The sequence below is a fragment of the Koromonas humicola genome (genome assembly GCF_059726255.1).
On the sequence record NZ_AP040873.1, the window covers coordinates 550,131 to 575,636 of the forward strand.

22 protein-coding genes and 1 tRNA gene are annotated in these 25,506 nt (G+C 56.6%); 11 read left to right on the forward strand and 12 right to left on the reverse strand.

What is annotated here, in order from left to right; genetic code table 11:
• The first annotated feature begins 286 nt into the window (after nucleotides 1-286).
• Genes AC6IZD_RS02450 through arcC form a run of 3 tightly spaced genes read left to right on the forward strand, consistent with a single transcriptional unit; the run spans nucleotide 287 to nucleotide 3,609 of the window.
• Nucleotides 287-1,633: a cyclic 2,3-diphosphoglycerate synthase gene (locus AC6IZD_RS02450; RefSeq protein ID WP_497786092.1), complete on the forward strand. Its 1,347-nt coding sequence runs from the start codon at nucleotides 287-289 to the stop codon at nucleotides 1,631-1,633.
• A complete protein-coding gene (gene argF, locus AC6IZD_RS02455) occupies nucleotides 1,630-2,592 on the forward strand; it encodes an ornithine carbamoyltransferase (protein WP_497786093.1) in 963 nt (320 codons plus the stop codon). The genes AC6IZD_RS02450 and argF overlap by 4 nt, the downstream gene beginning before the upstream one ends.
• A gap of 15 nt (nucleotides 2,593-2,607) precedes the next feature.
• A complete protein-coding gene (arcC, locus tag AC6IZD_RS02460; protein WP_497786094.1) occupies nucleotides 2,608-3,609 on the forward strand; it encodes a carbamate kinase in 1,002 nt (333 codons plus the stop codon).
• Here arcC and AC6IZD_RS02465 read toward each other — a convergent pair.
• Both AC6IZD_RS02465 and AC6IZD_RS02470 read right to left on the reverse strand, forming a co-directional pair.
• A complete protein-coding gene (locus AC6IZD_RS02465) occupies nucleotides 3,589-5,211 on the reverse strand; it encodes an acyl-CoA dehydrogenase family protein (protein WP_497786095.1) in 1,623 nt (540 codons plus the stop codon). The genes arcC and AC6IZD_RS02465 overlap by 21 nt on opposite strands.
• 178 nt (nucleotides 5,212-5,389) lie before the next feature.
• Nucleotides 5,390-7,435, reverse strand: coding sequence for a transketolase (locus AC6IZD_RS02470; RefSeq protein WP_497786096.1), 2,046 nt, complete (start codon nucleotides 7,433-7,435; stop codon nucleotides 5,390-5,392).
• A 302-nt stretch (nucleotides 7,436-7,737) separates the two neighbouring features.
• On the opposite strand from AC6IZD_RS02470, the gene AC6IZD_RS02475 reads away from it, so the two are divergent.
• The 5 genes from AC6IZD_RS02475 (at nucleotide 7,738) to AC6IZD_RS02495 (ending at nucleotide 12,684) form a co-directional block, all read left to right on the forward strand.
• Nucleotides 7,738-8,211: a nuclear transport factor 2 family protein gene (locus AC6IZD_RS02475; protein WP_497786097.1), complete on the forward strand. Its 474-nt coding sequence runs from the start codon at nucleotides 7,738-7,740 to the stop codon at nucleotides 8,209-8,211.
• A gap of 221 nt (nucleotides 8,212-8,432) precedes the next feature.
• Nucleotides 8,433-11,210 (forward strand): sensor domain-containing protein, encoded by a 2,778-nt coding sequence (locus AC6IZD_RS02480; RefSeq protein WP_497786098.1) that lies wholly within the window; start codon nucleotides 8,433-8,435, stop codon nucleotides 11,208-11,210.
• Between the two features lie 79 nt (nucleotides 11,211-11,289).
• Nucleotides 11,290-11,979, forward strand: coding sequence for a CPBP family glutamic-type intramembrane protease (locus AC6IZD_RS02485; RefSeq protein WP_497786099.1), 690 nt, complete (start codon nucleotides 11,290-11,292; stop codon nucleotides 11,977-11,979).
• A gap of 90 nt (nucleotides 11,980-12,069) precedes the next feature.
• Nucleotides 12,070-12,372, forward strand: a complete 303-nt coding sequence (locus AC6IZD_RS02490; protein ID WP_497786100.1) for a UBP-type zinc finger domain-containing protein — start codon at nucleotides 12,070-12,072, stop codon at nucleotides 12,370-12,372.
• A 144-nt stretch (nucleotides 12,373-12,516) separates the two neighbouring features.
• Nucleotides 12,517-12,684 carry a hypothetical protein gene (locus tag AC6IZD_RS02495; protein ID WP_497786101.1) on the forward strand — a complete coding sequence of 56 codons (168 nt, stop codon included), beginning with the start codon at nucleotides 12,517-12,519 and terminating at the stop codon, nucleotides 12,682-12,684.
• A gap of 201 nt (nucleotides 12,685-12,885) precedes the next feature.
• On the opposite strand, the gene AC6IZD_RS02500 is transcribed toward AC6IZD_RS02495, so the two are convergent.
• From AC6IZD_RS02500 to AC6IZD_RS02535, 8 genes are all read right to left on the reverse strand, one after another.
• Entirely contained in the window at nucleotides 12,886-14,034 is a 1,149-nt protein-coding gene (locus tag AC6IZD_RS02500) for an acyltransferase family protein (protein WP_497786102.1), read from the reverse strand.
• Nucleotides 14,035-14,076: 42 nt separating this feature from the next.
• Complete coding sequence (locus AC6IZD_RS02505) at nucleotides 14,077-14,931, reverse strand: prephenate dehydratase (protein WP_497786103.1); 855 nt, start codon at nucleotides 14,929-14,931, stop codon at nucleotides 14,077-14,079.
• Nucleotides 14,919-15,236, reverse strand: a complete 318-nt coding sequence (locus AC6IZD_RS02510; protein ID WP_497786104.1) for a chorismate mutase — start codon at nucleotides 15,234-15,236, stop codon at nucleotides 14,919-14,921. Before AC6IZD_RS02510 ends, AC6IZD_RS02505 begins: the two co-directional genes overlap by 13 nt.
• 535 nt (nucleotides 15,237-15,771) lie before the next feature.
• Complete coding sequence (gene modA, locus AC6IZD_RS02515) at nucleotides 15,772-16,527, reverse strand: molybdate ABC transporter substrate-binding protein (RefSeq protein ID WP_497786105.1); 756 nt, start codon at nucleotides 16,525-16,527, stop codon at nucleotides 15,772-15,774.
• Between the two features lie 4 nt (nucleotides 16,528-16,531).
• A complete protein-coding gene (locus tag AC6IZD_RS02520) occupies nucleotides 16,532-17,821 on the reverse strand; it encodes an MFS transporter (RefSeq protein WP_497786106.1) in 1,290 nt (429 codons plus the stop codon).
• A 53-nt stretch (nucleotides 17,822-17,874) separates the two neighbouring features.
• Complete coding sequence (locus AC6IZD_RS02525; RefSeq protein WP_497786107.1) at nucleotides 17,875-19,053, reverse strand: acyl-CoA dehydrogenase; 1,179 nt, start codon at nucleotides 19,051-19,053, stop codon at nucleotides 17,875-17,877.
• Nucleotides 19,054-19,183: 130 nt separating this feature from the next.
• Nucleotides 19,184-19,435, reverse strand: a complete 252-nt coding sequence (locus AC6IZD_RS02530) for a hypothetical protein (protein WP_497786108.1) — start codon at nucleotides 19,433-19,435, stop codon at nucleotides 19,184-19,186.
• A 113-nt stretch (nucleotides 19,436-19,548) separates the two neighbouring features.
• Nucleotides 19,549-20,436: a tetratricopeptide repeat protein gene (locus tag AC6IZD_RS02535; RefSeq protein ID WP_497786109.1), complete on the reverse strand. Its 888-nt coding sequence runs from the start codon at nucleotides 20,434-20,436 to the stop codon at nucleotides 19,549-19,551.
• Between the two features lie 408 nt (nucleotides 20,437-20,844).
• Here AC6IZD_RS02535 and AC6IZD_RS02540 point away from each other — a divergent pair, with 408 nt between their 5' ends.
• Together AC6IZD_RS02540 and AC6IZD_RS02545 are read left to right on the forward strand one after the other, a co-directional pair.
• Nucleotides 20,845-21,888 (forward strand): N-acetylmuramoyl-L-alanine amidase family protein, encoded by a 1,044-nt coding sequence (locus AC6IZD_RS02540; RefSeq protein ID WP_497786110.1) that lies wholly within the window; start codon nucleotides 20,845-20,847, stop codon nucleotides 21,886-21,888.
• On the forward strand, nucleotides 21,875-22,903 hold the full coding sequence (locus tag AC6IZD_RS02545) for a rod shape-determining protein (RefSeq protein WP_497786111.1): 1,029 nt from the start codon (nucleotides 21,875-21,877) through the stop codon (nucleotides 22,901-22,903). Before AC6IZD_RS02540 ends, AC6IZD_RS02545 begins: the two co-directional genes overlap by 14 nt.
• 103 nt (nucleotides 22,904-23,006) lie before the next feature.
• Here the strand turns inward: AC6IZD_RS02545 and AC6IZD_RS02550 are convergent.
• A tRNA-Thr gene (locus AC6IZD_RS02550) sits at nucleotides 23,007-23,082 on the reverse strand.
• Nucleotides 23,083-23,171: 89 nt separating this feature from the next.
• Nucleotides 23,172-23,618: a hypothetical protein gene (locus AC6IZD_RS02555; RefSeq protein ID WP_497786112.1), complete on the reverse strand. Its 447-nt coding sequence runs from the start codon at nucleotides 23,616-23,618 to the stop codon at nucleotides 23,172-23,174.
• 373 nt (nucleotides 23,619-23,991) lie between these two features.
• Between AC6IZD_RS02555 and sufB the strand changes: the two genes are divergently transcribed.
• Nucleotides 23,992-25,455, forward strand: a complete 1,464-nt coding sequence (sufB, locus tag AC6IZD_RS02560; protein ID WP_497786113.1) for a Fe-S cluster assembly protein SufB — start codon at nucleotides 23,992-23,994, stop codon at nucleotides 25,453-25,455.
• Nucleotides 25,456-25,506 lie beyond the last annotated feature (51 nt).

The window sequence follows — 25,506 nt, forward strand, 5'->3', positions numbered from 1 at the left end:
GCGAAAAAGTAATTTTCTTTCACCTGCCGCACCCCACACAAGTTTCTAGTTCGAAAAATATTCAAGTCCGATTGGTATATGCATGCAACTTCGAGCTGAATATACATTCGCATGCATATTGATACATTCCGTCGGCTCGTCCGCCTGTGCTGCTTGCAAACCATCACCGTTTCTCGGTCTGAATTCGCACCCATGCCTGTGACGCCGCTCACCGCCGCCCTTTATTTCTGGGAACAATCTCTCCTCCTACAGGAGGCAGGATTCGGGTCGAATCCGCTGAAACGGTATGAAGAAACTGCTCATTCTTGGTGCTGCTGGACGCGACTTTCACAACTTCAACGTTCTTTATCGCGACGATCCAGAAGTCAGAGTTGTCGCCTTCACCGCCACGCAAATTCCCGACATTGCAGGCAGGAAGTATCCTCCCGAACTCGCCGGGAACCTCTACCCGAATGGCATCGACATTGTTGAGGAATCAGAACTGGAAGAGCTCATCAAGCGCGAGCAAATCGATGAGGCCGTGTTCTCCTACAGTGATATTTCGCACCTCAATGTCATGCACCTTGCCTCACGTGTAGTCGCCGCCGGAGCGAACTTTGTTCTCGCCTCCAAAGAACGTACACAACTCCAATCCACTCGCCCCGTGATCTCCGTCTGTGCCGTTCGTACCGGATGCGGAAAGAGTCCAGCCACACGTCGGGTTGCAAAGCTTTTGCGCGAACAGGGATGGACGCCGGTGGTTATTCGCCATCCGATGCCTTATGGCGATCTGGCACGCCAGGCCTGCCAGCGTTTCACTCGCATGAAGGATCTCGAATTTCATCAGTGCACGATCGAGGAGCGAGAGGAGTACGAGCCGCACATTGCCCAAGGCACGACGGTCTATGCCGGAGTCGATTACGAACGGATTCTGCGCAGCGCCGAGTGCGATGGCGACATCATCCTTTGGGATGGCGGAAACAACGACACATCGTTCTACCGCAGCGATCTCGAAATCGTTGTCCTCGATGCGCATCGTGTGGGGCACGAACTCAGCTACTATCCCGGCGAAGTGAATTTCCGCACTGCGTCGGTCCTCATCATCAACAAGGTTGATAGCGCAAATCAGTTTGAGGTGCGTCAGCTTCGCGAAAACTGCCGCTTCTATAACCCGTCGGCGAAAGTGGTGGAAGCAGCTTGCACCGTCAGCGTTTCCAAGCCTGAACTTCTTCATGGCAAGCGCGCTCTAGTCATTGAAGACGGACCAACGCTCACGCACGGTGGTATGGCTTATGGTGCCGGAGTGATTTGCGCCCGAAACTGCGGAGTCGCGCAGGTAGTTGATCCTCGGCCTCACGCCGTCGGTTCCATCCGCCAGACCTTTGCTAAGTATCCGCATCTCAGCGCCGTTCTCCCCGCAATGGGCTACAGCGAGACTCAGCGCCTTGAGCTGCAGGAGACCATCGAACGCACACCATGCGATGTAGTCGTCATCGCCACGCCTATTGATCTGGCGCGTGTCATTCGCATCGGAAAACCTTCAGTTCGTGTCGGCTACGAACTGGCAGAAGTAACTCGTCCTAACCTTTCCGAAATTCTCGAAGACTTCACTCGTGCTCACCAATCCGCGGCCTTGGAGGTGGCTATCGTGTGAACGACCTTATTTCCATTCGCGATCTCAAACCCGCCGACATAAAGCATCTGTTGCAGTCGGCGAGTCATATCAAGGAGTCGCCCACGTCCTATGCCGAGATGCTTCGAGGCAAGACATTAGCCATGCTGTTCGAGAAGCCCTCGCTTCGCACGCGCGTCACCTTTGACATTGCAATGCACGAACTCGGCGGCCACGCGCTCTATCTTGGTCCAGAAGAGGTGCGCCTTGGCCAGCGCGAGAGCGTGCACGACGTTGCCAAGAATCTCGAGAACATGGTGGACGCCATCATGGTACGCACCTTCGATCACCGCCGGGTCGAGGAACTTGCGCAACACGCATACATCCCTGTGATCAATGGACTCAGCGATTACAGTCATCCGTGCCAGGCCCTTGCCGACTATTTCACGATCATGGAGATCAAGGGGCGTGTTCGCGATCTCAAGATCGCCTACATCGGAGACGGCAACAACGTAGCGCACTCACTTCTGTTTGCCGGAGCCCTTCTCGGAGCGAGAATTTTCATCGCCACACCGCCGGGCTACGAGCCCGATGTTTCTGCTTATCGCTGGGCTAACTCGTGGGCGCACGAGACTGGATTCTCCTGCACTCTCACGCACGATGCCCGCGAAGCCGCTGCCGATGCTGATGTGATCTACACCGACGTTTGGGTCAGCATGGGCCAGCAGGAAGAGGCCGCTGACCGCAAACGCGACTTCAGCAATTTCCAGGTGAACCTTCAACTCTTCCGCCTTGCGCAGCCCGATGCAATGTTCCTGCATTGTTTGCCCGCGCATCGTGGAGAAGAAGTCACCGACGATGTCATTGATTCACCAAACTCGTTCGTCTTCCAGCAGGCAGAGAACCGCTTGCACACGCAAAAAGCGGTGCTGCTCGAAACCATGTACAACCTGCCCGAACGCATGGCTCGTCATGATGCCATGTTGACCTCGGCGCAGTGACCAAGGAGCGGAGCAATGACCGAGAGTGCGTTGATCGCTATTGGAGGCAACTCGCTCATCCGCGAAGACGAGCGCGGCGAGGCCTCGCAGACAGCAGAAAATCTGCGTCGCACCGCCTCAGCCGTCGTCGACCTCCTGCGAGACGGTCTCCGCCTGGTGATCACGCACGGCAACGGCCCTCAAGTCGGAGCCGCATTGCTCCGCTCCGAAATTGCTTCCGACCGCGCCTATCCGCAGTCGCTGGACCTTTGCGATGCTGCAACGCAAGGTGAAATCGGCTATGAACTTCTTCAGTCGCTAGAGAACGCGCTTGCCTCCTCCGGACTCAACATCCCCGTCGCAAGTGTCATCACTCAGACCGTCGTTCGCCGCGACGATCCCGCCTTCAATCATCCCACCAAACCTATCGGTACCTTCTACACCGAGGAGGAGGCGCGTTCTCGAAGTGCTCAGCTTGGATGGCACATGGTCCGCGACCGCCAGCGAGGCTATCGCCGCGTGGTCCCGTCGCCCGATCCAGTTGAGATTGTCGAAATCGAAACTCTTCGCCGCCTGGTCGCATCAGGCGCGCTGGTTGTTGCCGCTGGAGGCGGCGGCATACCGGTCATTCGCACTCCGCAAGGTCTGCGAGGTGTCGAGGCCGTCATCGACAAAGACCTCGCCTCTTCGTTGCTCGCGACTCAACTCGGATGCGATCTGTTCCTCATTACTACAGACGTCGAGCGGGTTTGCATCGATTACCAGACGCCGAACTCGCGAGCCATTGAAAGCATCCACGTTGAAGAACTCGAGTCTCTCCGTGATCTCGGTCAGTTTCCTCCCGGCAACATGGGCCCGAAGATCGAGGCTGTCATTCGCTTCATTCGCGCCGGAGGCAAACGGGCCATCATCACCGACTGCGATCACCTGCATGAAGCATTGCGCGGCTATGCGGGAACCCAGATTCTTCCGGGCCGCATTCGCCCGTCACGCGCCGCTTTGTCTGAGAGTGGATTGCTAGTCACTGCCCGAAGTTGAACTGTGCCTGGCCTCCGTCTCATCCTCCAGCAGATGCACTCCCATTTTGCGCACGCGCTCGTCTTCTGCGCCGAGCTTCGGTGGATCTGTATCTTCCATATAGCGAATCGCTATCATCCATCGCCGCTCATCTCCTGCGGACAGCGCCTCCGCCGCTCTGTGGCATAAAAGAGCCAGGGCCATTGTGTGACTCAGACTGTCCAACAGTCTCCGCGCATATCGCTGAGCATTTTCCTGACTCGCCATCACTAACCCGACCATCGTCCGGTCTTCGCCCATCCTTGTGCTCAAGGCTTGTCTCAGTTCCGCCATTTGCGCCGGAAGTGCGTCTATCACCTCGTGTACGCGCTGCTCATAGAGAGCCAGCCCGGCATATTTCGGTGACAACAGCCGCAAGAGTTCCAGCGCTTGAATATTCGCCGGACCTTCCCATACTGTCAGCACCTGCGCGTCACGATGGATACGCGCCACGGGAAAATCTGCCGTGTACGCATTGCTTCCAATCAACTCCAGTGCACCGCGAGTCGCTCGAATCGCATCCTCTGCCGTCAGATACTTCGCCAGCGCTGTCACCAATCTCAACCACGTCTTCGCACTTTCCGAATCATTCGCCAGCGCGCTATCAAAAGCCAGCGCAGCTTCGAAGGCCATCGCCGCGCCTGCCTCGAATCTCGCTCGCATTCCGAGCAGGTCATCCAGCACCATCGGATACTCAACCAGCGCATGGCCGAATGCTTTTCGCGATCGTGCCCACTGCACGGCTTCTCTCAGGGCTCGCCGCTCTACACCTGCCGCGCCTACGGCGTTGTGTACGCGACTGTACTCCAGAGCCGCCATCATCAGTCGAAACCCGTTTGGCGGGCCTGCCACTTCTACCGCCTCCGCTCCTCGGAGTTCAATCTCTCCTGTGGGCAGCCCCTTGGTGCCGAGCTTCTCTTTCAAGCGCCGAATCTCGTAGCGGTTCGGGCGTCCATCTTCGAGATGACTCGGTATGAGATACAGCCCAAGCCCAGCCGTTCCTGTCTCTGCACCCATCGGACGAGCCGTGGCCAGTGCCAGTCCGCTGTTTGCATTGCTCGTGAACCACTTCAATCCATGCAGCGAAAACTTGTCTCCTGATCGAGTGGCCGTCGTCGTAGTAGCTCCTACATCGCTGCCGCCGTGTAGCTCCGTTGCCCACGTCCCACCCGTTGCGGTGTGCCCGTCCAGGCGCGTAACCGCGTGAAGATACCTGTCGCGCACTTCTGGCGTCGCATGATACCCAAGCACATAAGCCACGGCTCCCGTCAGCGTCACCGGACAATGCAGGCTTATATCAGCCTGCGACAGCAGATACCCCATCGCAAAACTCAGCAGATGCGGAGCCCCCTCCGAATACGTCAGCCCCACCGCACCTCGCCTGTATGCTTCCTGGTGCTGCTCCTCGTACACGGGATTCACAACGACGCGATTCACCAACGCGCCACTTCGGTCATACTTTTCCAACGCAGGAGGCGCATATTGATCCGTGTAGTTTGCCTGTGCATCGACCTCTGTCAGCACCCAGTCGCGAAAGTCCGCGAGCTTGGGAAGATACCTTTGCAATCGTGGCTCACGTCTCATCAGCCACGGCTCAACATAGGAATCGAAATGTGCATGGTCTTTCATGGCAGCAAGTAAGATGCCTACCACCTCGAACTTGCCACATCCCAATTTGCAATAACCACCAAACTACTCACCGCAGTTTCGGCGCATAAAAAAGCGCGCCGGCGAACCGACGCGCGTCCACACCATCATGTTTTTATTTTTTGACTGTCATGTCATCGTAGGAATGAGTCCGCGCCGAAATCAGCTCCAGAGCTTTTTGCGCAATGTGTTCGGCCGAAACCTCAAACTCCTTCACTAACTCCCAAGGCGCACCGGAATCTCCAAACCTATCTTGTACGCCAATGTATCCGGTCACCACCGACTGATGAGATAGCGTTGGCTCTTCCAGCACAATCCCCGCAACGCGCCAACCCAGGGCACCAATCTGATGCTCTTCAGCCGTGATCAGCACTCCGGTCTCGCGCGCTGCTGTCAGCACTGCATCGCGGTCGATGGGCTTCAGCGTGTGCATGTTCAGGATTCGAGTCTGGTAGCCATAATCGCGATTCAGAATCCAGGCCGCCCGCATCGCTTCCGGCACCATTGGCCCACACGCGACAATCGTTAGATCCTCGTGCTCGTTCTCGTAATCCTCGGCTAGGCAGGTCTCAAACGCATCAGCAAAATTCTCTTTCTCGTTGCGGAAGCGAATGACATTCGCCTTGCCAAACACAAACGGAGTTGCCGCGTCCGAAATTACCGGTGTCGCCTCACGTGCAAAGCGGATGTACTTCGGTCCCTTGTGCTGGAGCAACAGGTACTCCGTCGCTTTTCTCGTCTCGACAGAGTCAGCCGGAACCACCACGCTCATGTTTGGCAGTCCGCACATCGCAAACAGGTCTTCCAGCGCTTGATGCGTTGCACCATCTGGGCCCACACTCACCCCGCCATGCGCTCCGGCGATAAACACGTTCAGATTGCCGTAGCAGACCGACACTCGTACCTGATCCAGGTTGCGTGCCGCTGCAAACGTTCCGTAGGTTCCAAATACAGGCAGCTTGCCTTCCTTCGCCAGTCCCGCTGCTACTGCCGTTGCCGATTGCTCTGCAATGCCCATGCTGAGCCAGCGCGCTTTACGTTCCGGATGTCCCGCGTAGAACTCGCTGATGGTGATTGATCCTGAGATGTCCAGTCCGAGCGCGACCACGCGTTCATCATCGCCGTTCTTGGCCAACGCTTGCCCAAATCCTTTACGCGTGGGCTCCATCGCAACTTTCATATTCGGCTGCGAATTCCACCAATAGCTCGCTCCGAACTTCGGCATCTTCGCCGTCAGCTTCCGCTCCACTCCCTGCTGATACTCGGCTGCGTACGCCTCCATAGCCTCGACGTCCACCTTGTCATGCACGCCTAGCTCTTCAAGAGCCTTCATCAGTTCATCGCGGTTCGGACTCTTGCCATGCCATCCAGCCACGTTTTCCATGAAGCTGACGCCTTTGCCCTTGATCGTGTCGGCGATGATCACCTTCGGCTTGCCATTTCGGCTCTGCTTCGCCTCTGTCAAAGCCTTTACCACCTGCTCCATGTCGTGGCCGTTGATGCGCACGACCTCCCAGCCAAAAGCTGCGTACTTCTTCTCGATCGGATCTATCTCCATCACATCTGAGACTTTCCCATCGATCTGTAGCCCGTTCTTGTCGAGAATCGCGACCACGTTGTCCAGCTTGTAATGTGCCGCTTCCATCGCGGCTTCCCATATCTGGCCTTCCTGCTGCTCGCCATCGCCCATAATGCAGAACACGGTGTAGTTCCTGCGATCCAGGCGAGCTGCCAGCGCGTTACCTACTGCAACGCTCAATCCTTGTCCCAGCGAGCCACTCGAAATCTCGATGCCTTTCATCTTCAGCCAGTGCGGATGCCCTTGCAGTGGCGACGAAAGCTTTCTCAGCAGCGCCAAGTCGTGTTTCTTGCAGTAGCCCGCAAACGCCAATCCCACGTAAAGCGCTGGAGCCTTATGTCCCGCCGACCAGATGATCCGGTCGCGATCTTCCCAGCTCGGGTTTTCCGGCATGTGATTGGCGACTTGCAGATACAGTGCTGCAGTGATGTCCATAATCGAGAGCGTACCGCCTGAATGGCCGGAGCCCGCGCAGTACAGCGCTGCCAGGTTGTAGCCACGCATCAGCGCCGCTTTATTTTTGAGTTCCTCAGTTGTGTATTGTCGAACGGGTTGGAGCGTTTCAGCGTCAAGAATCGCCATGTTCGCCTCGGTCGGGGATGCAGTGCCGGTCTCTGGAACTCTATCTGGCTGCCGCACCGCGCGAAACTGTATGTCGTCTGACATAAGTGCGCAGTGAGCGATATCACTTCAGGAATGTGACGGCAACTCCCGCCGTCGAAGGCTTGACCCAGCTCTCCCTAGCCTTCTAACTACTCTGCTTCACAAAACCCGACCTGAACAGGCGAATTCAGGGCAACTCCGGCCTGCCACTCCCATTCTGAGTGCGTTGAGAAATGCAGGGCTGTCAATTGTGTCCTGCCAGATCACCTCAGGAGAATCGTATGAAGCTCTTTACTGCAATTGCGGCCACCACTTTGTTTATGGGCAGCATGGTCTTCGCTCAGGATCCGGCAATGGCTTCCAAGGCCGACACTGCTACCCGCTCCGGCTCCAATGTTGAACAGCAACTCAAGGATATGGAGAACCAATGGGCGAAGGCGGCACTCGCCAACGATGCCGACTCCCTCCAACCTATGATCGCGGATGATTTCGTCGACGTCGACGCCGATGGCTCCATGCACAACAAGTCCGACATCATTGAGCGCACGCGGAAAGCTAAGTTTGAAATCAGCCAGCTCAGCGATATGCAGGTTACCCCGCATGGCGACTTTGCTGTCATAACCGGTACCTGGACCGGCAAAGGAGTGGACGCCAGCGGCAAGAAGATCGATGCTCGCGAGCGCTGGGCCGATACCTGGGTCAAGAAAGACGGCAAATGGCAGTGCGTCGCCTCTGCTTCGGCTCCTCTGAAGTAACCTGGCGGAAACCGGGCTCCAGCACTCGTTTGCAACGGAGCCCTCACAAAATTGCCTTTTTTACCCACTCTTGTGGATTACCGAAGTAACCACTTCGCAAGCCTTTCCAAGCTCTTCCGTCCAAGCCTAGGTGTACAGTGGCACCCTGTATAGTTCTGTACCCTCCCCCGCCGCTCGAAGTAATGCAGTGATGCCGGACACGCCTGCAACATTGGATTGCTATGAATTCGATTTTCCAGTTGTGGATCACCGGATTTGCTGTCGCCCTCTTTTTGTGCCTGATGGTGCAGCTTCCCGGAGTTGCGTACCTACGATGGTGGCTATTTGCCTCAGCCGCCGGGCTCGTAGTGTCGCTGCTCGAGTGGTTCTCTGCTGGACCTCTTTCTTGTCGCGTTCAGTCCGTCATTCTGATCTGCGTCTGCGTGCAGATGGCATGCGTAGCTTGTGGATTGCTCGCACACCTTCGAATGCAACGGCCAGCGCGCTCCGTTATGGCTGGGTGCGTCCTACCCGGCTTCATCTTTGTCGCCATATTAGGTAACTCGGCCGACCAGCTTGCCATTGCTCGCAGCTTCGTATCGCTCTTGGTGCTGGGTACCATCTTCGCGGCTTTCTGGAAGCAGAATGACTTTCACCGCTGGGCGCGGGGCGTAATCTCCAGCGTTCTGTTGTTCGCTATCGCGCACGAAACGTTCTGCTTCATCCTCCTGTGCTTTCATCTTGTTCCCCGATTTCCAACTAGTGCGGCCATGGCTGCAATCATTGATTCCTGCGCCGCGACGATTGCGCTCGTCTTCCTTGCGCTCAGTGGCGTTGCTGTCGAACTCGGTGAAGCGCGTCTCAGTGCTCAACGCATGATGCAGTTGGTCAACTCCACTGACCACGGCATCTGCGAAATCAACGAAAACGGCCTCGTGACGTTTGCCAACACTGCTGCTACGGGCGTGCTCGACATTCATGACGACCGCATCACGCAGGTATGGATACAGGAGAAATTACGCGCCGACGACGATGAGTCGTCTGTCCGAGCTGTCTCGGAATTCATCCTGCGACCCACTGCCATGTTCAACCAGGTTCGAGGTCGCATTTCGCGATGGAGTGGTCCTCCCACTCCGGTCGAGTGGTCGTCCTCGCCGATTCTCCGCGACGGAAAAGCAGTGGGTGCCGCTGTCACGCTCAACGACATCTCCGACCGCGATGCTGCAGATCGCTTTCTCCGCAACCGCAACGAGATTCTCGAGATGATCGCTCGCAACAAGCCCGATGAGGATGTTGCCCGTGTTCTTGTCTCTGCCGTAGAGGAGCGGTTGCCGGGATTCGCATGCTCGATTCTCGTCTGCGATATCGAGAGCTTTCGTGTGATCGCTTCTCCGCGACTTCCTGAAGCCGTTCATTACGCCATGAACGCCATGCCTTGCAGCCGAATCTATCAGGCCACCGAGCGCAAGGGGTCGACCGAGTTGAAGAACTGGGAAGACTCGCTCCGTCGCATCGTTGGCGAATACGATTACGCAGGCACGTGGGCCGCACCCATGATTTCTGCCGCAAACGAACTACTCGGGACCGTAGTTCTCAACCATCCCATCATGGCTCCGCTGAATCCCGAGCAGAGCTGGGTTCTTTCCGAAGCCGCCCGCCTCAGCTCCCTTGCTGTCGAGCACAGAATGGGTTGGGAGCGCTTGCTTCATCAGGGCTACCACGACGCTCTCACCGGATTGCCCAATCGTCTTCTCCTTGCCGACCGCGTCAAGCAGGCGGTTGCTCGTGCCGAACGCAACCATACCCAAGTCGGCTATATGTCGATCGACCTCGACCGATTCAAGGACGTTAACGACACGCTAGGGCATGACGCCGGAGACTTATTCCTCAAGCAGATCAGCGTTCGCCTTCAGGCCCGTGTTCGTGCCAGTGACACTCTTGCTCGCACCGGAGGCGACGAGTTCACTCTCATCCTTCCCGACATGCACGACGTCCGCGAGGCAAACCGTGTCGCCGAGGCCCTCACGAATGCTCTACGCGATCCCTTTACTGTCGAGAACCACACGCTTTACGGCACGGCTAGCATTGGCATTGCTGTATATCCGCGAGATGGCCATGACATCGACACCCTGCAGCGCAACGCCGATCGCGCCATGTATCGTGCCAAGGCGCAGGGGCGCAATCTCTACCAGTGCTACTCCGATCAGGATTCAATTGAAGACCGCAACCGCATCGAGATCGAGTTTCATCTGCGCAGGGCAATCGAGCAGGGGGGCTTCTCGCTCAACTTTCAACCGCAATTCACCTGTGACCATCGGCTCGTTGCCTTTGAAGCCTTGCTACGATTCCAGCATCCGAAACTCGGCTTGGTTCCGCCCAGTCGCTTCATTCCTATGGCCGAGGAAAGTGGGCTCATACTCCCCATTGGCGAATGGGTTTTGCAGGAAGTTTGCCGACAGCTCGCTGAGTGGCAGGACAAGGGGCTCCGCCCCATTCGCATTGCCATCAATGTGTCGCCTCTCCAACTCGCCCGTGGAGACTTTGCGGAAACCGTGGCCCGCGCTCTTCATACCTCCGGAGTTCGTGCCGATCTGCTCGAACTCGAACTCACCGAGGGAGTTCTCATGACCTCGGTCCGCGATTCGGCAGAGCAGATCGCCAACATGGCCCGTACCGGTGTCCGTCTCTCAGTCGATGACTTCGGCACTGGCTATTCGTGCCTCAGCTACTTGCATCAGCTCCCGCTTCATGTGCTCAAGATCGATCGCTCGTTCGTCGCCCGTATGCTCGAACCTGACGGCACGCGCTGCATCGTCGAAGCCATCATCTCCCTCGCACATCGCCTCGGATTGCAGACTGTCGCCGAGGGTGTCGAAAACGCTAATCAGCTCGAGTTCCTGCGCAGTCTCGGTTGCGATCTCATTCAGGGATTCTTCTTCTCGCGCCCCCTTTCTGCAATCGATGCTTCCTGCCTTCTCTGGAAAGACACTGTCCTCCTGAACCACGACTCACTGCTCTAGTAAACCCGCTCTAGCAAACCAATGTTGTCCGCGCGCTCATCGCACTTGGGGCGAGTATTCCCCAGACGAGCACAGAACAATGAGTACTCAAGCTGTATCGGCCAATACGATTTCCCGGGCTCGCTGGCGCGACCTCATCGAACTCACCATCGGCTACAGCCTGATCCTGCTCGTCATCTGGACTCCCCAGCCGTGGCAGCGCATGTTCTTCTTCGTCGCGCTCGCCTGGATCGTCATCGTCACCTGCTTCTCATTCGAAGGGCTTCACGAGATGGGGTTGAGCGGTCGCGCCCTCGTACGTTCTCTCTGGGTCGTAGTCCTCGCCATCGGCCTTGCAGCCATTGCCGTTGCCTTGGCAGGGAAGTATCGCACCGCCCACATCCTATATCCGCCCACGTTGCTCTTCAAACGCTTCTGGGGCTACGCGATTTGGGGTTTTCTGCAGGAATTCCTCTTGCTCGACTTCTTCCTGCTTCGATTTCTCCGACTTCTGCCCTATCGCAAATCAGCCGTGCTCGCCGCGTCCGGACTCTTCACCTTCGCTCACCTTCCAAGCCCGATTCTTACTCTGGTGACGCTCATCTGGGGCTTGGCTTCCTGCCTGCTCTTTCTGCGTTACAGGAGCCTCTATACACTCGGCGTGGCCCACGTTATTTTCGGAGTCTGTGTCGCGATCACCATCCCATACACCGTCACCCACAACATGAAAGTTGGTCTCGGATACCTCAGATACCGCCCGCCTGTCGCTGCCGGACTGCCCCATCCCTGATCTCAGTCGCGAATCATTGCTGAGAAAGTGCGTAAGAAAAACAGTGTCACCGTCGCCCGCCGAAGCATCTCTCCATGCAGGAGAAGCGCCTTGTACAAGCAATGTTCACACCTCGACCAGATCAAAGTGACCACTACCGACAAGGATGTCTGCGAAGAATGCGTCAAGATGGGAGACGACTGGGTGCATCTTCGTCTCTGCCTTGAGTGCGGACACGTAGGCTGCTGTGATTCGTCGAAGAACCGGCATGCCACGATGCACTACCACGAATTGCATCATCCCCTCATCCGCTCCATCGAGCCTGGAGAAAGCTGGGTCTGGTGCTACGTTGACGAGACTGCGCCCGGAGAACTGCGGCGTCAGGGCTTCGTCCCTATGCACAAGGTGAGCTGAGTTGGGAGTAACAGAGCGAGTTGCAGCCCATCTCTGCCGAACTTGGCAGAGGTGGGTGCGCAGACTTTGCTTCAATGATTAACAAATTGCACGAGCGAAGGTGAACGGAAGAAGCAGTACAATACCCATCCTTGGAGGGCGCTCATGTGCAGCAACTTCGGATTGAATCTTCACCCCGGACGTAGGCCCTGCGCCCTTCAGTGGCAGTGGTATAACTTCACCCTACAGCTCTACAACCGCTTCCGTCGCCGCTTCTTCCCCCGCGCCCTGCGCCTCACTCCTGACCGCGAAGGCTTCCGCGGCAAGCCCTAAACATTGCGCGGCAGCCAAGTCTGCAAGTCTTCGCATCGCGGAGCACCGCGGGTGCCCCATATACGCTTGCCTCTTTTGGCAAGCGCATGTGGGATCTAACAAAGAAAGCGCGAAGCGCTCCCAGAGGTTCTGATCTTGATGTTGACTTTGGTCTTGATCTTGTTTCTGATCTGAATTGCAGGCAATCCCGACCGAACATCCTTACACCTTCAGAAAGATCCTCTTCCGATACAGCATCCACGTCGCGAGCCAACAAAACGCCGTAAAGAACAACGCATACCCGAGCGCCGCCCACGGCACCGATGGAATGTTGTCGAATGAATACGTGCTGATGAGTTCTTTAAACCCCATCAACTTTCCACCCACGTGGAATTTGAACGCCACGAACGCAATTGCCACAAACTCCGAGAACGAGTAAGCAAAAATGCAGTTCGTTCCAAATACAACGGGCACCATCGTCCAGCGTCCGCGATGCTTGCTCACATCCACAAGCCAGTAGCAGACAGCTAGTGCCACCATTGCAAGACCCACCGTCACCAGGACATAAGAACTCGTCCACAGCTTTTTGTTAACCGGGAACCACCGTCCCCAAACTTCACCGGCCACAAAGCACGCAACACCCACCGCCACCAGTCGCCGCAACAGCATTTCGGATTTTCCACACAAGCCGCGAATCCACTCTCCCACCGCGATTCCGAACAGTGTGTTCGCTATCGCCGGAAACGTGCTCAGAATCCCTTCCGGATCGCGCACTTTCTCATACAGGTGTCCCCACATCACTTTGCGGTCAAGCCACGCCACAATGTTTCGATCCGGATCGAGCAGCGGAATATCTACTCCCGGCACGCCGAACCCCGGCACCGGCACATAACGCATCAGCATCCAGTAGCCAATCAGCAGACCGCCAATCACAGCCCATCGCGTTCTTGTTCCGGTCCACAGATAAAGCACCGCTCCCACCGCATAGCAGATCGCAATTCGCTGTAGCACACCTGCAAAGCGCCACGTCGCAAGATGGTAGTAAGGAAATGCGTTGATTAGCAGTCCAATGCAGAAGATGATCGCCGAGCGTCGCAGAATGTGCGGCAGCAGCTTCCACCGCGACTCATCTCCCGCCGTTCGCGATGCAAACGAAAACGTCAGAGATACGCCAGTAATGAACAGGAAGAACGGGAAGACCAGGTCGGTCATCGTCCAGCCATTCCATTCCGAGTGCAGCAGTTGGCTGAACGATCCTCCGCCGCTGTTGTTGACCACAATCATCAGCAGGATCGTGAATCCCCGAAAGACGTCAAGCGACATCAGGCGCTGTTTTTCAGCGCTCACAAGCGTAGCAGCAGGAGCAGTCATTGCCCCTCATTATATCGGCCACTCTGCCCGCCTCGCGAGCAGTCATTTGCCCGACCGATATGTTCCAAGCACGCGCAACTCCACTGTCTTCGGCGCCAGTTCGGCCAAAGCTTTCTGCATGCGCTCATCCTGCTCTGCCGCGGCCACTTCCATAAAAAATCGATAGTGCCATGGCGTCCCCACCAGAGGACGGCTCACCAGGCTCATCAGGTCCACGTTGTTTTTCGCAAATGGCTCGAGTGAATGAAACAGCGCGCCTGGCCGATTCGCAATCGTCACCACCAGCGCCGTGGCATCCGCCTCGCCATCGAGCGCTACCTCAGTCATCGGCTTCAGCAGACCAAATCTCGTGTAGTTGTTCGGATCGTCTTCGACCGCCGCGGCCAGGATCTGACCGCCGTACTCGCGAGCCGCATATTCGCTGGCAATCGCCGCTTCTGCTTTATCGCCCTTTTCAAGAATCTGCCGCACGCTGCCAGCCGTGTCATCAGCAATCCGTTTGGCAATCGCCGAATGCTCGGCAAAGAATCTCTCGCATTGCGCGAGCGCCACCGGATGCGATTGAATCACCTTGATCTCTTCCAGCTTCGACCCCGGAAATCCAATCACGCAGTGCCCAATCCTTAGCACCACCTCGCCGATCATTCTCAGCGAATCCTCGGTCGATCCTTGGTACAGCAGGTCGTAGCAGCGCAGTACCGGTCCAGCCAGCGTGTTCTCCAGCGGAGCCAAAATCAGGTCGGCTCGTCCATAGCCAATCGATTCGAACAACGATTCAAACGTGGGGCAGGGAACTGTCTTCACCCGCTCGCCCAGCAGTTTTCGCGCCGCAATCTGGCTGAATGCTCCCGGTTCTCCCTGAAACGCAACTCTCGCTCCGTCCGCTATTTCGTGCATTGTGCGTTGGCCCCCAGGTGATACTGCAGCCGTCGGCTCTCGGCCAAAATCGATCCGAAGATGCGTTTCACACTCGCCGCATTCAGCGGCCCTGCATTCCGCTCCACCACGGAATTCAGCACCGCGGCTTCCCGTGCCTCATCGGACACCGGAAGATTATTGCTCTTTTTCAGTTGCGCAATTTCCGCCACTGCCTGCGCTCGGCGGTTGATCAGCTTCAGCAGCTCCATATCAAGATGGTCAATTGCAGTTCGCTTCTGGCTTAATTCCTGGTTCACGACGCTCTCTCCTTTGTTCTCGATCACGTACTTTCCCCAAAAACACAAAGGCCGCGATTTTTGAATCGCGGCCTGGGATGAAGATTGTGTGCGAAGTCTAGAGTTGTCTATTCGAAGCGCACACCCTCATGCCCGACCGCGACGTAAATCCGCGGTAAGCAAAAAAGCCGAAGCTAAATCGAGTGGTGTGCATAACTCTCCCAAAACCTTAGCGAAACTCGCCTCTTATGTCAATCAGCTTCGAATCCCCCACGGCTTTACCTTGCTGAAACGCCTTCGTCGTGTGGGAGCAGCAAGGTCGATCCCTGAGCAACCCCAAGCGCCGCGGGTGCCCCATATACGCTCGCCTCTTTTGGCGAGCGCATGTGGGATCTAATAAAGATCGCGCGCGGCGCGCTCTAAAGATTCTTCGTTTGCTGTTGCCTTTGTTCTTGGTCTTGCCTTTGCTCTTGCTCTTGCTCTTGCTCTTGCTCTTGATCTTGATCTTGATCTTGATCTTGGTGTCATCCTGAGCAAAGCGAAGGACCCCTACCCTCTCCACCGTTCCTCCGCTCTCAGCCCCTTACCTCGCCTGCACAAATCCATACTGCGCCATCAACTTCACAATCTCCGGCTTGCGCACGAATTCCATGAACTGCGCTGCCGTACCTTTGTCCCGTGCATTCTTCAGAATCACCGCAGCCTGCTCCAGAGGCGCATAATCCGACGCCGGAACCTCAACCCACCTACCGGCATTCTTCATGGCAGGGCTCAGCGCCAGCGAAAGCGCGATCAGTCCTGCATCGGCATTTCCCGATTGCACAAACTGCGCCGTCTGCGAAATGTTCTCGCCCACCACAAACTTGCCTCGCAGTTGGTCGTACAGTCCTTCGCGTTTCAGAGCCTCAGCCGCGGCGCGCCCATAAGGAGCATGCTGCGGATTAGCCACCGCGATCCTTGCAATCTGCGGAGCCAGCAGCGCCCGTGTGCCTTGTTGCAAATTCAGCGGAGAGTGATTCGGCACATACAGCACCAGCCTCCCGATCGCGTACTTGTAGATCGAATTCGGTACCGTCAATCTCTGCGCCTGCAATCGCTGCGGAAACTGCACATCTGCGGAGAAGAAGACATCCATTGGCGCGCCGTTCTCAATCTGCAGCATGTATTGTCCCGACGAGCCATAGTTCACCCTCACCCGCTTGCCAGTCTGTTTTTCAAATCGAGAAGCGATCTCAGGAAACACGGAGGACAAGTCCGACGCTGCCGCAACCGTCAGGTCCTGTGCCCACGCCGTTGCCGACAAAAGAAGAACGATGACTGCAAGGACGAGTTTCTTCATGGGACTATGCTGCTTCTTTGCCTTTCCAAATCGTTCCCGCAATTGCAACGGTGATCAACTGCACCAGCACGATCAGCGCTACGCAAGCCTTCCATTGCCCATAGCGCCACAGCATTCCCGGCAGCACTCCAGCCACCGAACCGCCGATGTAATAGAACATCACGTAGAGACCCGATGCCGAGGCGCGACCGCCCGACTTCGCCTCGCGCTGAATATAGCTGGTCGAAGCCGATTGGCAAATGAACACGCCCGACGACAGCATCACCAGACCCAACAGAATCACCAGCATATGCGGCACCAGCGTCAGCAGCACGCCGCAAACTCCCGCCAATACCGAAAATATCAGAGCCGCACGCGAACCGACTCTACTAATCCACACGCCTCCGAATGGCGTCACCAGCAGTCCTACCAGGTACACCATGAACAGCGCGCTCAAAGCTGCTGGAGTCAGTCCAAATGGCGGTGCTGCCAAATAGAACGTGATGTAAGTGAAGGTCGCGACCAAAGTAAACAGCACATTGAATCCCACAGCGTAGGTCGCCATCAACTGCGGATTCCGCAGATGCCGCGTGAACGTCGACAGGTCCGTTTTCACTGTCTGCGCCAGCGGAGTATCCTTTGGCAGCCATCGCCACAGCAGGATTCCGAATATAAGGTCAAATGTCCCAATGATCGCGAACCCATTTCGCCAGCTTGGAGCCATAAATGGAATGAGTTGATGAGTTGCCGCCACGCCCGTCAGAATTCGTCCAAAGAAGCCGCCTGCTACAGTGCCACTCACATAAATCGACGTCACCTGCGCAATGCGATGTCGTGGCCATTCCTCGCCAATGTAGGCAATCGTTACACCGAACACACCCGGCATCAGCGCGCCTTGCAGAAATCGCCAGAAGACCAGCACGGACAAGCTTCCCGCCGTTGCCGCCATGATCGTAGGTATCGCAAGCAGGAAAATCGAGATGACGATCACCTTCCTGCGTCCTGCGCGCTCGGCCAATGCTCCGCAGAAAGGTGCGCTCAGCGCCACTCCCAGCGTTGCTGCCGAAACCGTCCGTCCCACTTGCGTTTTCGAAGCGTTAAATAGTGCTTCCAGTAACGGCAGGATTGGCTGAGTCGCGTAGAGGTTAAAAAACGCGGCAATTCCCGCCAGCGTGACGGCAATTACCGCGCGTGTATCGCTTTGTTCTGTAGCCGTGCCCAGCGAGGGACTAGCTGTCGTAGACTCGCCGGCAGCCACTACTGCGTCGGCAGTTTCGTCGCTGGAGAATTCGTCGGAACCTTCAAATGCTTGCATGAAACCTCAACATTTTAGGTTACACCCGGCGCCTCGGCTCCAGCGACTCGACTCTATCTCGCGTCCATCGCCAGCTTTGCGATGGTCATCAACTGCATATTCGATGTGCCTTCGTAGATGCTGCCAATCTTCGAATCGCGGAAGAACTTCTCAGCCGGATACTCCTTCGTAAATCCCACTCCGCCGAAAACTTCCACCGCTTGTGAAGCCACACGCTCCGCCACCTGCGATGCATACAACTTCGTCATCGCGGCTTCTTTCAGGAACGGAACTCCAGCATCCTTCATCCGCGCGCAGTTATAGACCATCAACCTGACTGCCGTGATCTCGGTCGCCATCTGCGCTAACTGGAACTGAATCCCTTGGAAGCTCGCGAGCGATTGTCCAAACTGCTTGCGCTCTTTCGCATACTTCGCCGCTGCTTCCCACGCGCCTTGAGCCAGACCGAGCATCTGCGCGCCAATTCCAATTCGTCCTTCGTTCAGTGTCTCAATCGCCACCTTATAACCCTTGCCCACTTCGCCCAGCAGATTCTCTTTCGGCACGCGGCAGTCGGTCATGATCAGCTCCGTCGTGCTCGAAGCGCGAATGCCGAGCTTGTTTTCCTTCTTGCCCACCGCAAAGCCGGGGAAGTCCTTCTCGACGATGAACGCCGTGATCCCTTTGTATCCGGCCGAAGGATCGACCGTCGCGATGATGATGAACAGATTCGATTCCTTGCCATTCGTGATCCACAACTTCTGACCATTCAGCAGCCAGTGGTCGCCCTTGTCTTCCGCGCGAGTCTGCAACGCAAATGCATCTGAGCCGCTGCCCGCCTCGCTCAACGCATAGGACCCCACCCACTCGTTCACCATCTTCGGAAGGTACTTCTTCTTCTGAGCCTCATTGCACCAGCGCAGCAGGGCGTTGTTCACCAACGTGTTCTGCACGTCCACCAGCACGCCCACCGAAGGATCAACCCTCGACAGTTCTTCGACTGCGAGAATGGCCTCGAAGAACGTTCCCGCTCCGCCGCCATACTCTTCGGGAATCTCGATGCCCATTAGTCCAAGCTGATGGAATTGCTCGACCAGCGAATGGTCCATTACTCCGCGCTCATCCATCTCGCTCACGAGAGGACGCACGGACTCTTCGGCAAATCGCCGAATGTTGTCACGGAAAAGCTGCTCGTCTTCGGAGAGTACAAGCAACGGTTGTGGCCCTTTTTCACGCCCTGTAGCTGTTGTCATTGGAAGAGAGTCCTCGCATGAGGGAGATGAGGAACGGGCGATTGTAGTCAGTTTCTAGCAGGTCGCGCAACTTGCGGGAAGGGAATGAATTTGTTCGTGTCACCCCAGGTGACTCTAAATGGAGCGATTCTTAGATCTTAGCCTTCGTCATCTTCCTCCAGATCCAGCTAATGCTCTGCAGTACGAAGTAGTAGAACCACACGTTCACGGCGATCGTAACAACAAATGTTATGAGTTCGTTGTCGAAGAAGAATCCGATAAGAAGGCCAAATACGATGCCTGGCATGAGGCGAAACATCCCGGCTTCAGTGTGGGCGAGCTCAGCGGTTGCTTTCGAATGCATTCCGGAGAACCAGAATGCCAATGCAATGCCAGTCGCCACTGCGAGCTCAACTTGCTTGCGCCGAGTCAATCGAAACCTCGATAGGTGTCCAGAGTTGGTCTCCGACTCTGGGCCTGTCTGCCCCCGAGCAACATGCTTACGAACTCAAAGCCCTACGCTCGCCGATAAACGATCTTCAGCTTTTCTGCTTCCAGAAGTTTCTTGTACTGCGCGCGAGCGTGCACTGCCCACGGCCCTTGCATGTCCAGATTCAGATAGGCTCGCCAGTGCTTGATTGACCGCCGAGGCTGCCCCGAGCGCTCATAGGCCAGCGCCAGATTGTAGTGCGCGTCGGCATACGTCGGAGCCAGTTGGACTGCGGTCTTGTACGCCAGAATCGCCTCGGCCATACGCTGGGTCTCGTCCAGCACGTTGCCAAGATTGAAGTACGCCAGCGCATACTTCGGATCGCTCTCGATAGCCCGCCTGTAGTGAGCCTCAGCCAGCGCATATTCCGAGTGGTTGTAGTAAATCGTACCCAGGTTAATGTGCGCAGCAGCGTACTTCGGGTCGAGTTGCAGGACCCTCTTGTAGTACTCGATCGCCTCGTCCGCGGTCGCCGGATCTTCTTCCAGCGCCACTCCTCGGGCGAAGAGCTCTGCCAGCGTCTGGCCTTGCGGCGGTTCCTGGCGCGCAGGAGTTGCCGTAGCTTCCAGAACCTGCCCCGAGTCACCGAAGTCCATGATGAACTGGCCATTGATCGGATCCAGCGTCTTGCCTTCGGTCCGGAAAGCCACCCGCGAGCCAATCGAGAACGACCCAGCCTCCAAAAATGGATTCTCCATTCCCGAGACACGCGCCTGCATTGCCTGTAGGGAAGCCAGTATCGTCGCGCTCTTTACGCGTTTAGCCCTCAGGTCGCGAACCTTTTTTATTTGTAGGAGGTCAAAAAACGAGAAACGGTCGCCTTCAGCAACCAAGCCGGCTCGCTGCCACCCGCTGAGTTGCCGCGCCGTGATTCGAAGAATCCTAAGTAGATCCGTTCGTTCGAAATGGGTCACGTTAGCTCGCCGTTCGTAGCCATTATGGCCAGCACGACATTTGAATGCAAGGGAAATTGTTGAAGGTGAAGGAATTGCACCAGAATGAAGACATTTCTGAGAGCGAGCCCTGCCCTAATTCACACTCAGATCCACACGATCTTGTGGCGTTGCAGTTCCTCCTCAGATGGTGCGTCTGGAGGCGCGAGGTCCGGCTGGCTCTTCCGCTGAGGCGAATTCGCAGTTCTCCTAAGTCATTCCACCGCTACGTTTGTACCCGGAAACTCATTAGTGTGACGTAGTCGCGAGTGATTTCGGCAAACTGCCCAATTCCTGAGGACCCCCTCTCTTGGTATTGCTCTGTACTCGGCCGCAGATTTCGGCGTTCTGGATCGCGATTTGAGGTATCGCAGCGCAGAGTTGACGTTCATGAGAAGCAAAGAAAACGTTAAGCACCGGATGATCCGCGAGGTGATCCAGACCAACCTCGAAAATCCGGCAGCCAAGCTGCGACGCAAGCGCCTGCGCTGGCAACTTCTTCGCTGGGCGCCACCCATTACGGTCACTGCCGTGCTCGCCGTTTCCTCTTTCCTCGTTCTCAGGAGCAAGGTATTGCCGAGCCATCCCGTAAGCGCAGCTGCGGCAAAGGTCCCACTCACCACCAACCTTCGTGTCGTTGCCCCGCAAACTGCTGAGCCGCCAATTCCCGAGCCGTCCATACCTCAGACGCCGCCTGCCGATGTGACCCTCTCTGTCCTCCCGCTTGCCGTCAAGCGCATCGTCATCGACCCCGGCCATGGCGGAGACCAACCCGGAGCGATGTCCAGAACGGGCTTGGCTGAGAAAAATGTCACGTTGGATATCGCGCTTCGCCTGCGTCAGCTCATGAAGCAGTCATCCTACGAGGTCCTTCTGACCCGGGAGAACGACCAAACGGTCACGTTGGCCGATCGGGTGACATACGCCAACTCCCGCAAGGCCGATCTCTTTGTTTCCATCCATATCAACTGGATGCAACCGCGTTCGATTCACCCACTTGAGACCTACTACGTCGGCCCCAGCAAGGATCCGCACGTTCTGCAACTCGCTGGAGTAGAGAACCGCGACTCGGGATACACCTTATCCGAATACCGCCAGCTTCTCGAAAAAGTCTATTTGGATGTGCGTCGCAACGAATCTCAGGCGCTCGCCAAAAGTGTTGACGCCGAGCTTTACAAGTCCCTGAAGGCACTCAATCCCAAGCTGGACGACCGTGGAGTCAAGATGGCCCCATTCGCCGTCCTAGTAGGGACGCAGATGCCGGCCATCTTGGCCGAGGTTTCATCTCTGTCCAACGATGAAGACGACAAACTCCTGAAAGACGAGCAATACAAGGAAAAAATAGCAACTGCACTTTTCAAGGCAATCACCGGTTATGCAAACACCCTTAACAACTCCGGAAAGCGAGGCGGTACCCCTAATGGCACAACATGAAGAGACGATTTGTGTAGGAATTGATTTGGGAACTTCACGAAGTTCCATTTCGGCCTCCAACGGCGAGCGCCATGTCGTGGACAGCTATGTCGGCTGGCCCCTAGACATGGTCGCCCGAAAAGTAATGAAGAAGGAAGTCCTCATCGGCCGCGAGGCGCTCGAAAAGCGTTCCATGCTCGACCTACGCCGTCCGCTTGAGAACGGCGTCATCAAAGACGTATCGGAACGCGATGCAAACGCTGTCCGTGAACTCTTGCGCCACCTGGTCTCCCTGCTTGGAGCAAAAGACAACGGCACCACCTACAAACTGCGTGCCGTCGTTGGCGTCCCGGCGGAAGCCATGCAGGCGAGCCGCTTGCGCATTCGCGCCGCAATGGACGGCATCGCCGATACTGTCATGCTGGTCTCCGAACCCTTCGCCGTCGCCTACGGCACCGAAGCTCTCATGCATGCCATGGTCATCGACATAGGTGCCGGCACTGCGGACATCTGTGTCATGCAGGGCCGCTATCCGACCGAAGACGATCAGCGCACCCTTCCCAACGCGGGAGACTCCATCGACCAGAGGCTGTTCAAGGCATTGCAGGAACATCACCCTCAAGCGCAGTTTTCCATCCACAGCGTGCGCTCCTGGAAGGAGAAGTTCAGCTTTGTTGGTGAGCCCAAGCGCCGTGTCCTTGTAACGACCTCAGCCGAAGGCAAGCCCGTTGAGATCGACATCACCGACGACATGCGCGCTGCCTGCGAATCGATCGTCGCTCCCATCGCCGAAACCGTTCGCGAGCTGCTCTCGCGAGTCGAGCCCGAATATCAGCAGCGCGTGCTCGACAACATCACCCTCGCCGGTGGAACCTCGTTGATCGACGGTCTTTCTGAGGCGCTGAAGAACGCCCTCTCGGAACTCGGCAAAGCGAAGATTTCCCTAGTCCAAGATCCGGTTTTTGCAGGCTCCGATGGCGGACTCGCCATTGCTCGCGACGCCTCAGATGCGGATTGGGAGAAGTTGTCGCTCTAAGGCCCGGCTTGGGGCATGCTCGCCATCCTCCAAGCCCCAAATTCCCGTAGAACAACAAAGCCCACCGGAGACGGTGGGCAACTTGCTTTGTACAAAGGATTTCTGGAGCCGACGATCGGACTTGAACCGATGACCTGTCGATTACGAATCGACTGCTCTACCAGCTGAGCTACGTCGGCGTCTTCTTAACTATAGTAACGGCAGCTTCCCTGTCTCGTAAAGAGCCAGTGGGCAACGAATTCAATGCCCTTCTTGTGGATAACTGTCCTCACCGCTGCATCGTGAAGTTGCCCGAGCCAGCGCACCCGGAAGCAGTTCCTGTCAGCGTCCACGAGCCTGTCACCGTGTTGTTGTTGACGGTGCCGGTCATGTTGAGCACGCTGTTTGTGCTGGAACTCGACTTCACTAGCAGCGCCAGATTCCCGCTTGTTACCCCGCTGAAAGTCCCGCTCAGGGTGAATCCGCCACTCGCTGTCGTTGTTCCCGGAGGGAAGCACGGCGAGTCCGTCGTAAAGTTCAGGTTCGTTACCGAAACCGAGTTGTCGCTGTTCTGGAACATCGATAGCGTGAAGGCAAATGAAGGCGAATTCTTGTTGCCCGTCAGCGTAGCTGTCCAGTTGCCGCTCACGCTGTTGGAACTCCTATTAGAGCTCCCAGTTCCGCAGCTCCCCAGCAATATCGCGAGCACAACCGCCGCCCATGCAAAGCGTTTCATGGTCTCCCCTTGGTTCTTACGAAATGACCGAGATGCCTATTCCGCGTCGCAAGATGACAGGCACGCCGAATCTCCAATCTGGAGTTCGACTCCTGGCTGTTGCCTCCTCGACCGTACCTCTCTGATTCCAAGTCAGCAGTCCGAGCATCTAAAGAACCGTGCAGCCGGTTATCGCGGACGTGTGTAGTTCACCCGCAGCCGGAGACTGTGGGGCAGTTGAGGTCGTGTGCTTTGGCAATCCAGCCAAGCTCGGATTCCGCCCTTGGTCTTCCGAACTCGCTGCAGCTTAAGGCTTTCAACCACCGTTCACCCGCAAGGAATCGGCGCGGGCAACTACCGCAGAACAGCGGCAGCAGCAAACGACAAGAGGATTATGAGTTCAACTACTAGCGTTGACACGATTCGGGATCTGGCGCAGCGGGAGTACAAGTGGGGTTTTGTCTCCGACGTCGAGTCCGAGAGCGTTCCCAAAGGCATCAACGAGGACACTGTTCGCCTCATTTCGGCTAAGAAAAATGAGCCTGAATTCATGCTTGAGTGGCGTCTCAAAGCCTACCGCTACTGGGCGTCGCTCGAAGAAGCAGAGGCGGAGCCCAAGTGGGCCAACATCAAGTACGACCCGATCGACTACCAGAGCATCGTCTACTATTCGGCACCCAAAAAGAAGCCGCAGCTCGAGAGCCTGAACCAGCTCGATCCCGAACTTCTGCGCACTTACCAGAAGCTCGGCATTCCACTCGAAGAACAGAAGCGGATGGCCAACGTCGCAGTGGATGCGGTGTTCGACAGCGTCTCCGTCGTGACCACCTTCAAGGAAAAGCTGCGCGAAGCCGGAGTCATTTTCTGCTCCTTCTCCGAAGCCGTACAGCAGCATCCCGAGCTGGTGAAGAAATATCTGGGCTCGGTTGTTCCATACACCGATAACTTCTTCGCTGCTCTCAACGCGGCGGTCTTCTCCGATGGGTCGTTCGTCTACATTCCCAAGGGCGTCCATTGCCCCATGGAGCTCTCAACTTATTTCCGCATCAACGCCGCCGAAACCGGACAGTTTGAGCGAACGCTGATCGTTGCCGATGACGACGCATACGTCAGCTATCTCGAAGGCTGCACCGCGCCCATCCGCGATGAGAACCAATTGCATGCCGCCGTTGTCGAACTCGTAGCGCTTGACAATGCGCAAATCAAGTATTCAACCGTGCAGAACTGGTATCCCGGCGACAAGGAAGGCCGTGGCGGTATCTACAATTTCGTCACCAAGCGCGGCAAGTGCCAGGGCGTGAATTCCAAAATTTCTTGGACGCAGGTGGAGACCGGCTCCGCGATCACCTGGAAATATCCGAGCTGCATTCTGCGCGGCGACAACTCCGTAGGCGAGTTCTATTCCGTCGCCTTGACCAACAATCATCAGCAGGCCGACACCGGCACCAAGATGATTCACATTGGCAAGAACACGAAAAGCACCATCGTCACGAAGGGCATTTCCGCCGGCTTCGGACAGAACACCTATCGCGGTCAGGTGAAGATCATGAAAGGTGCCGAAGGCGCGCGCAACTACACGCAGTGCGACTCGCTGCTTATCGGAGACAAGTGCGGGGCGCACACCTTCCCCTACATTGAGGTACGCAACTCCTCGGCTCGCATGGAGCACGAAGCTTCAACCTCGAAGATTGGCGAAGACCAGATGTTCTACCTGCGTCAGCGTGGCCTCAGCGCCGAAGATGCTATATCGATGATTGTGAATGGATTCTGCAAGCGCGTATTTAAGGAGCTTCCGATGGAGTTCGCCGTCGAAGCCCAAAAGCTGCTCAGCGTGAGCCTCGAAGGCAGCGTCGGCTAGTTGGTGGCCCAGAGTTGGAGTTGTTCCAACTCTGGGATGTACGTTCATCGC